This window comes from Microseira wollei NIES-4236, from assembly GCF_020521235.1.
In the GTDB taxonomy this organism is placed as follows: domain Bacteria; phylum Cyanobacteriota; class Cyanobacteriia; order Cyanobacteriales; family Aerosakkonemataceae; genus Microseira; species Microseira wollei.
Genome location: NZ_BLAY01000306.1, coordinates 1 through 6,744 on the forward strand (window position 1 = coordinate 1; position 6,744 = coordinate 6,744).

Sequence of the window (6,744 nt, forward strand, 5' to 3'; positions counted from 1 at the left end):
AAAGCTTGCACAGCTATTCACAAAAAGGATGGTTATTCGTATGCGGCATAGACCTTGCCCCTCCTTTCCTCTCACCGCCAAAGGTCGTACCGTTATGGCGGGAGTCTCCAGGAGGGAAGACAGATGAATGGGTGACAACTATGCCCGAAAGTTTTACATAATAAGCTTTTTAAGCCACACACATCCTGAAAAATTAGCCGAGAAATCAGCCGGTCGAAAACGAATCTATGAGACTTGTAGCCGCAGGCATTTGAGAATAGTATAAATCAGGCCAAAAAATGGGTTCAATTCTTTGAAAAGGAGGTGTACTGCACAACAGACTGTGCAAGGGTTTCGGCGATACTTGTCACCTCTTAAGCGTGACCAGGTAGGGTAAGGCAGCATATTGCAAGGAGAAATTATTATGCACATAATCGGCTATCTCTTTTATCTCTTTATTATTATTGTTTCATTATTTGGCAGTATATGGATTTTTAAAAAATTAAATACCTGGGAGATTATTGATAGGTTTATTGCTGCTATTACTCCCCTAGCAGTCCTAGCTGTCATTAGCATAATGTTAATAATGATTCTGCAAATTCCCTTTAATATATGGAATAATAATCGCCTTACACCAGCTTTTGCACTGGCCTATGACTATAAATTTTTTAATGCTGAGGCAAGTGGTCCTATACTAAGCTGGATGTATGGTCCTATAGCAGCAATTGCATATTTGCCATCTACACTGGCTAAATCACCTACAGTAGCTCTTATAATAGCCGGAATAATTTCTATAATGTTTTTCTTTACACCCATATTGTTATTGGGTTTTAAACTTAATAAAAATTTAAAAGACCTCAAAATATTATTGTTTTCTTTCGTGGTTTTTGCTGTTGTTTTTTTAATGGTAGCAGAATCTCCTGGACTGAATTCTGCCGCTTTTACAATTCATGCAGATGCACCATCTTTGGGATTAGCAGGTGCTGCTTGTATTGTACTCTATTACAGTAGATCTAAAACTAATGATATTCCCCGATTACTTCTATCCTCTATGCTGGCTATACTAGCTATTTGGACTAAACAAAATTTATTACCTTTGCCTCTTGCATTATTAACATATATTTTACTAGCCGATAGCTATCAAAAGTTTAAGCACTATGCCTTTTGTTTTCTATTTTCTGGAGTAGCTGTATCCCTGGGGTTTATCTATTACTTTGGAGCTGATTATTTATATTTTACTATGCTAAAATATCCTAGCAGTTGGCCGTGGGTTGGTTCACTCATTCCTGGAGGATATGCAGAATCACCTTTGTTAACTGCGTTGCAATTACCTGACAGAATCAAAGTATTGAGTATAGCAGCTTATGAATTAGTCCAGTTTTCCTTCCCATTTGTACTCATAATAATTTTCTACTGTGGCTATCAAGTAATTGTTGCTAAAAATACTATATATAAGTGGAGTTCTTTGAGGGAATGGTTGAGCAATAATCGATGGTCAATGCTACTTATAGTAGCAATATATATGACACCAGTCTCTTTGCTGAGTAGAGTAAAGCTTGGTGGAGCAATGAACTCACTATCTGTTACATTGTATTTTCTGTTATTGGCTGTTATAGCTATTGTAGTTGAGGTATTTTTCTCACTAAAATATAATTATTCATCAAATAAAATTGAAGTAATAAGAAGTAAAGAGTTAATAAAATTGGCAGTATTGTCCATAACAATATTATTAGTAAGCATGGTATTTTTATCTTCACCGGAAAAGCTTTATAGTTCTTTAAAACGGTTGCCGAAAAACCCTGTTGAGGTTGCTTATAAATATGCCAAAAAATATCCCAATCAAGTTTATTTTCCTCAAATACCACTCTCAAGTATTATGGCCGATTCTAAGCTTTATCATTCTTTTAATGGCCTATATGATAGAGATTTAGTTAAATTTAAAAAATTAACAATTACTCAAAAACATTTTTTAGAATATGTGCCATCAGACATGAAAATTGTAGCTTTCTATAATCCGCAAAAAATTGAAGTTATCATGAATTATTTGCCGGATTTCTCCCAAAAAATTACTATTGATGAGCTACCAAAATGGGTGGTTTTTATCCAAGAGAATAGAACATCAACTAATCAGTAAATGTAGGGTGCTCTCTTCCAGCAGAGTACGGCAACGCAACCACCACATATAGTGTTGCTGCGTAAATCCTGTTTCTAAAACATCGGCGACCAAAGATTTGAAACAGGAAGTTCCCAACCGGATAGTAACTCTGGCACGGTTAACACATCGCGATCTCGCAGTGTCGTGACTGCACCATCAGGGCGATACATCGTCACAGTTTGCCCATCAGGATCGATCAGCAATCCCACTTTGACACCCAAAGCGATCGCTTGCTGTACTTTCTCCTGCAAACGGGGTAATTGATCGAAAGCAGATTTAATCTCTACAAACATATCCGGTGCTAATTCTGGATAGATGCGAGGAACTCGCTTGAGACGGTTTGCCGCAACAAAGGCGATCCGGGGAGTTAACACTTCCCCATCCGGTAGGTGAAATTCGGTGCGATCGCCAATTACCCGTCCCAATTGACGCGGTTCAATCCAGGCAAATAACAAGCCACAAAAGCGAGCGCTAATCTCGGCAGAAGCAAAGTCCGTCGTTGAATTATCGGTAGATTCAACTAACGAGGCAGCTTGCTTAGCCGAGTTAATTTGGGATTCAATTTGAGCAGCAATTCCTAAATCCGCTCCTCTGGGAGCAACTTGCAAAACCTGTTGCTCAAGCAGTTCTAGATCTACTCCCAACTGCTTGAGAACTACTACAGCAACCCCTTCTACTTGTCCTTCCAATCGATTTTGTTTATTACCACGCAGTAAACCCAACAGTAGGTTTTCCGTATCGATGTAAAAATGCCCCAACTCGCTAGCAGATTCGGCAGCACAAATCAGCAGCAACTTGGCTCTAGGAGTAAAGGGCATCCCGATAGAAGTAATTCTGTTACCGCGACCAATAATTTTTTCCACCTCAATTCGAGTTGGTCTGAAGTGTATTCCTGCTGCTTTCAAAACTTGAGCTGCAACTCCCGTACCTTCCTCAATTAAACCGAGTAAAATTTGCTCTGTACCCACAAAATGATGACCGAGGCGACGCGCTTCTTTTTGCGCCAACTTTATGACTTTAACTGCTCTGGGAGTAAATCTGTAGAAAAGTGATGCATCCGGCAAGTTAGGAAAATTGAACGGTGATTGTTGAGCAAACATGGTTCCTTCCTCCGGCGAGAAAATGGCTTCAATAGGTGTACCAAATAGTTGGGCAATTTTGAGTGCTAATGGCAAACTGGGGTCATATTTACCCACTTCCAAGGCGTTAATAGTTTGACGGCTGACACCCAAGCGCTCTGCTAGTTGCGCTTGCGACCATTGGCGTTCGGTTCTGAGAACGCGAATACGATTTTGCATAGGTTGATGGCAAAGCTTGCGGTACGGAGATACCCAAGCCGTATCTTTAGTGTAATACATGCTTTACTTGATGTGAAGCTTGCTTTACATGAGGGCCAGACTAATATGATGCCAGAACGGGATTCAGTATCAACAACGAGGCAGAGCCTCGAGATCTCATTCCCAGGTTGAACCTGGGAATGAGATCTCGATATCTCATTCCCAGGTTGAACCTGGGAATGAGGGTTGGGAGGCTCTGCTTCCCGATGATTGAGAATGGTGCAAGATCTAAGATCGAAGCTACTGGAGTAGTGCCATGACCTCAACAAGTGTACGTTTGTTTTCGCAAGAAGAATACCACTGCATGACAGAAGCAGGAATTCTCGACCCAGATGAACGAGTGGAACTGCTAGAAGGACAAATTAACCAAAAAGAGACTATCCTCAATGAAGAAGCGACTCTTTTTATGCTGGCTTTTCCTGAGATTGAAGTTCAAATCGCTCGACTATTTCCCTAGTGCGTGTTTTCAAATTCAAACCACAACAAAATACAGGAGATCGCTGATTCAACTGCCACATCTAACTGCATAAAGTAGCGCCAATACCGAATTCCTAACCTTTGGGGCAATTCTATATCCTGTTGAAAACCGATCTGAGCATACATTTCTCTTGCAGTTATCATTAACTCACTTGTATAGGGTACCAATCTAAGACGGGACAAAATGGCCTCTCTCTATGGGGATTTGGGGATTTGGGGATTTGGGGAAGGGGGATTTGGGGATTTGGGGAAGGGGGATAATGGGGGAAAGAGGGCAAGAGGAAAGACAAAGGGAAACAGAGGAGAAAAGAGTCTGTGGTGAAAACAGGGACAAACTTTTGCTTTCCCTTTCCCCCTTTTCCCCTTTCCCCCTTTTCCCCTTTTCCCCAAATCCCCCTTTTCCCTTTTCCCCTTTTTAACTGTGTTCGCTAATGACTGGTAGCCCTTGTATACAGACCAATAACTTCAGCACCATCTCTTTTCGCTCGCTCGATGCAAGTTTGGGTCAGTGCTTTTCCGATACCTCTTCCTCTGTATTCAGGTAAAACAGCAAGCAGTCGTAGAGATGCCCAATTACTTGGGAAAATTTGGAGATCCGAGTATCCAGGAGAATAGTATGCAACAGAGGCAACGACGCGATTATTATGTTCTCCTACGATAAATGTCGCTTGTTCTGCGAAACGAGAAATGCTAGATAAGGTTTGTTTCATGATTTCCCAGTTTTCTGGGGTTAAAGAATCTGCATACTCTTGATATGACACAACTGAAAGTGATGCAATATCATCAAAATCATGAATTAATGCGTCTCGAATTATAGTAGTCATGACAACTGCGCTTGCACTCGACGATTTACAGAATCTATCGCCATCTGAGTTGAATCAATCAAAGATCGATCGCCTTTACTACTGCGAAGAGACAAGGCTTGCTCAAAATAATACAATGCTTCTTCGTACTGCTGTTGATCGAATTTGCATTTTCCCGCATGTTGATACGCAAAGTCGAGATATGATCCCAGGTCAGGATCGCGTTTGCAACTTGCGATCGCCTCCTCAAATAATTCTTCGCTTAGCCTGTATTCCTGTTGCGACTGATAAACATGAGCTAACCGAATTAAATTTGCAATTCTCAGCCGCTGATCTCCGAGCAATTCTGATAGATCAACCGCTGAACTCAGCGCCATTCGTGCAGTTGCAAAGTCTTTCAACATTCGAGCATAGCCACCAATTAATCCTAGAAGCTGAATTTGGCGCTTTGTTTCAATCCCACGCTCGTTCAGTTGAGATTGCAAAAACGTCAACGCTTGTCGCATCTGGGCAGCGTTATTTGGGACATCATGCAAATCATCATCGAAATGATACGACACATCAAAAGGAATTTCGACCATGATTACTCAAATAAAGTGTTCAGAAGAAACCCAACAACCCCTACCCGAATTCGGTTGAGTTACTTCCAACTACCATGCTACAATTTTAATCTGCTAGTAGGGTGTGTTAGGCTTAGCTGTAACGCACCAATGCTCAGAAGTTATAGCTGCTAAATTTGTAGGAGAAAAGCCCATGACTCGGCGGCAAAGGGTAAAAAGTCTGAAGTTTAAATATGTATTGCTATCGTTGGGAGGTTTAACAACCATAATTTTAGGTATCATTGCATACCTCTACTTTCCCCGTCCTCTGCCACCCAAACCATCATCATTTACGCTGATTGCTCATCGAGGAGTTCACCAAACATTTCCTTTTGACAACCTAAATAATGAAACCTGCACAGCTACAATCATTTATCCGCCGACCCATAATTTTCTGGAAAATACCATTGCTTCAATTCGCGAAGCATTTAAGTATGGCGCAGATATGGTGGAAATTGATATACATCCTACCACCGATAAGCAACTGGCTATATTCCACGACTGGAAGATTGATTGTAGAACTAACGGCAAGGGAGTAACCCACGAACAAAGCATGACAACATTGAAAAAGTTGGATATTGGATATGGCTATACCGCAGATAACGGCAAAACCTATCCATTTCGCGGCAAATTTGTGGGAATGATGCCAACATTTGAGCAAGTGATGCGAGAATTTCCCGATCGCAAATTTCTGGTTGACCAAAAAGATCAGTTTGAAAACACAGTAAAAATTTTGGCAGATTATTTAAAAAAATATCCGGCACAACAGCGGAAAAATATCTACTTTTTTTCAGGAGAAGAACAGTATGAACTGCTAAAGCAAGAAGTACCGGAGGTGCCAAAGATTTTGGCAACTAGAAAAGAGCTAAAAGATTGTATTCCTCAATATTTAGCCATGCTATTTTCTGGGAGTATTTCCAAATTTTGTGGAAAGTATGCTTTAGGAATTCCAACACGCTATCTTAAATATACCCCTGGTTGGTCTTCTGGTCTTTTTCTTGCCAAAGCGCGAGAAGCCGGATTGAAAATATATGTTATAGAAGTAGATACAAAGGAAGATTTAAAACAGGTGCAAAACTTACCCCTTGATGGAATTGTCACGAATCGAATTGAATTAATTGGCTCACTTTTGAAGCGCTAGCTACTTCCACGCGTAAACAAATGAGGAAAAAGACAGAAGCCGGATTTATTTTGCCGCTCAAAGTCCCCCGGGAGGGGGATTTAGGGGGATATCCCACCAGTAAACAAATCAGGAAAAAGACAGAAGCCGGATTTATTTTGCCGCTCAAAGTCCCCCGGGAGGGGGATTTAGGGGGATATCCCACCAGTAAACAAATCAGGAAAAAGACAGAAACCGGATTTATTTTGCCGCTCAAAGTCCCCCGGGAGGGGGA

8 protein-coding genes are annotated in these 6,744 nt (G+C 41.0%); 4 read left to right on the plus strand and 4 right to left on the minus strand.

Going from position 1 to position 6,744, the window contains the following annotated elements; all coding sequences use genetic code 11:
• Nucleotides 1–403: 403 nt before the first annotated feature.
• Nucleotides 404–2,113 carry a hypothetical protein gene (locus tag MiSe_RS46675; RefSeq protein ID WP_226593808.1) on the plus strand — a complete coding sequence of 570 codons (1,710 nt, stop codon included), beginning with the start codon at nucleotides 404–406 and terminating at the stop codon, nucleotides 2,111–2,113.
• 74 nt (nucleotides 2,114–2,187) lie between these two features.
• On the opposite strand, the gene MiSe_RS53435 is transcribed toward MiSe_RS46675, so the two are convergent.
• Nucleotides 2,188–3,492, minus strand: coding sequence for a Clp protease N-terminal domain-containing protein (locus tag MiSe_RS53435; RefSeq protein WP_373873034.1), 1,305 nt, complete (start codon nucleotides 3,490–3,492; stop codon nucleotides 2,188–2,190).
• Between the two features lie 235 nt (nucleotides 3,493–3,727).
• Between MiSe_RS53435 and MiSe_RS52430 the strand changes: the two genes are divergently transcribed.
• Nucleotides 3,728–3,928, plus strand: coding sequence for a hypothetical protein (locus MiSe_RS52430; RefSeq protein WP_307731674.1), 201 nt, complete (start codon nucleotides 3,728–3,730; stop codon nucleotides 3,926–3,928).
• Here the strand turns inward: MiSe_RS52430 and MiSe_RS46700 are convergent.
• The 3 genes from MiSe_RS46700 to MiSe_RS46710 all read right to left on the minus strand — a co-directional run bounded on the left by MiSe_RS46700 (nucleotide 3,925) and on the right by MiSe_RS46710 (nucleotide 5,332).
• Complete coding sequence (locus MiSe_RS46700; RefSeq protein WP_226593810.1) at nucleotides 3,925–4,092, minus strand: hypothetical protein; 168 nt, start codon at nucleotides 4,090–4,092, stop codon at nucleotides 3,925–3,927. The genes MiSe_RS52430 and MiSe_RS46700 overlap by 4 nt on opposite strands.
• A 284-nt stretch (nucleotides 4,093–4,376) precedes the next feature.
• On the minus strand, nucleotides 4,377–4,772 hold the full coding sequence (locus MiSe_RS46705) for a GNAT family N-acetyltransferase (RefSeq protein WP_226593812.1): 396 nt from the start codon (nucleotides 4,770–4,772) through the stop codon (nucleotides 4,377–4,379).
• Entirely contained in the window at nucleotides 4,769–5,332 is a 564-nt protein-coding gene (locus MiSe_RS46710) for a tetratricopeptide repeat protein (protein ID WP_226593814.1), read from the minus strand. Before MiSe_RS46710 ends, MiSe_RS46705 begins: the two co-directional genes overlap by 4 nt.
• A gap of 172 nt (nucleotides 5,333–5,504) precedes the next feature.
• Here MiSe_RS46710 and MiSe_RS46715 point away from each other — a divergent pair, with 172 nt between their 5' ends.
• Nucleotides 5,505–6,491, plus strand: coding sequence for a glycerophosphodiester phosphodiesterase family protein (locus MiSe_RS46715; protein ID WP_226593816.1), 987 nt, complete (start codon nucleotides 5,505–5,507; stop codon nucleotides 6,489–6,491).
• A gap of 20 nt (nucleotides 6,492–6,511) precedes the next feature.
• The coding region (locus tag MiSe_RS46720) for a hypothetical protein (RefSeq protein ID WP_226593818.1) at nucleotides 6,512–6,744 on the plus strand (233 nt) is incomplete at its 3' end.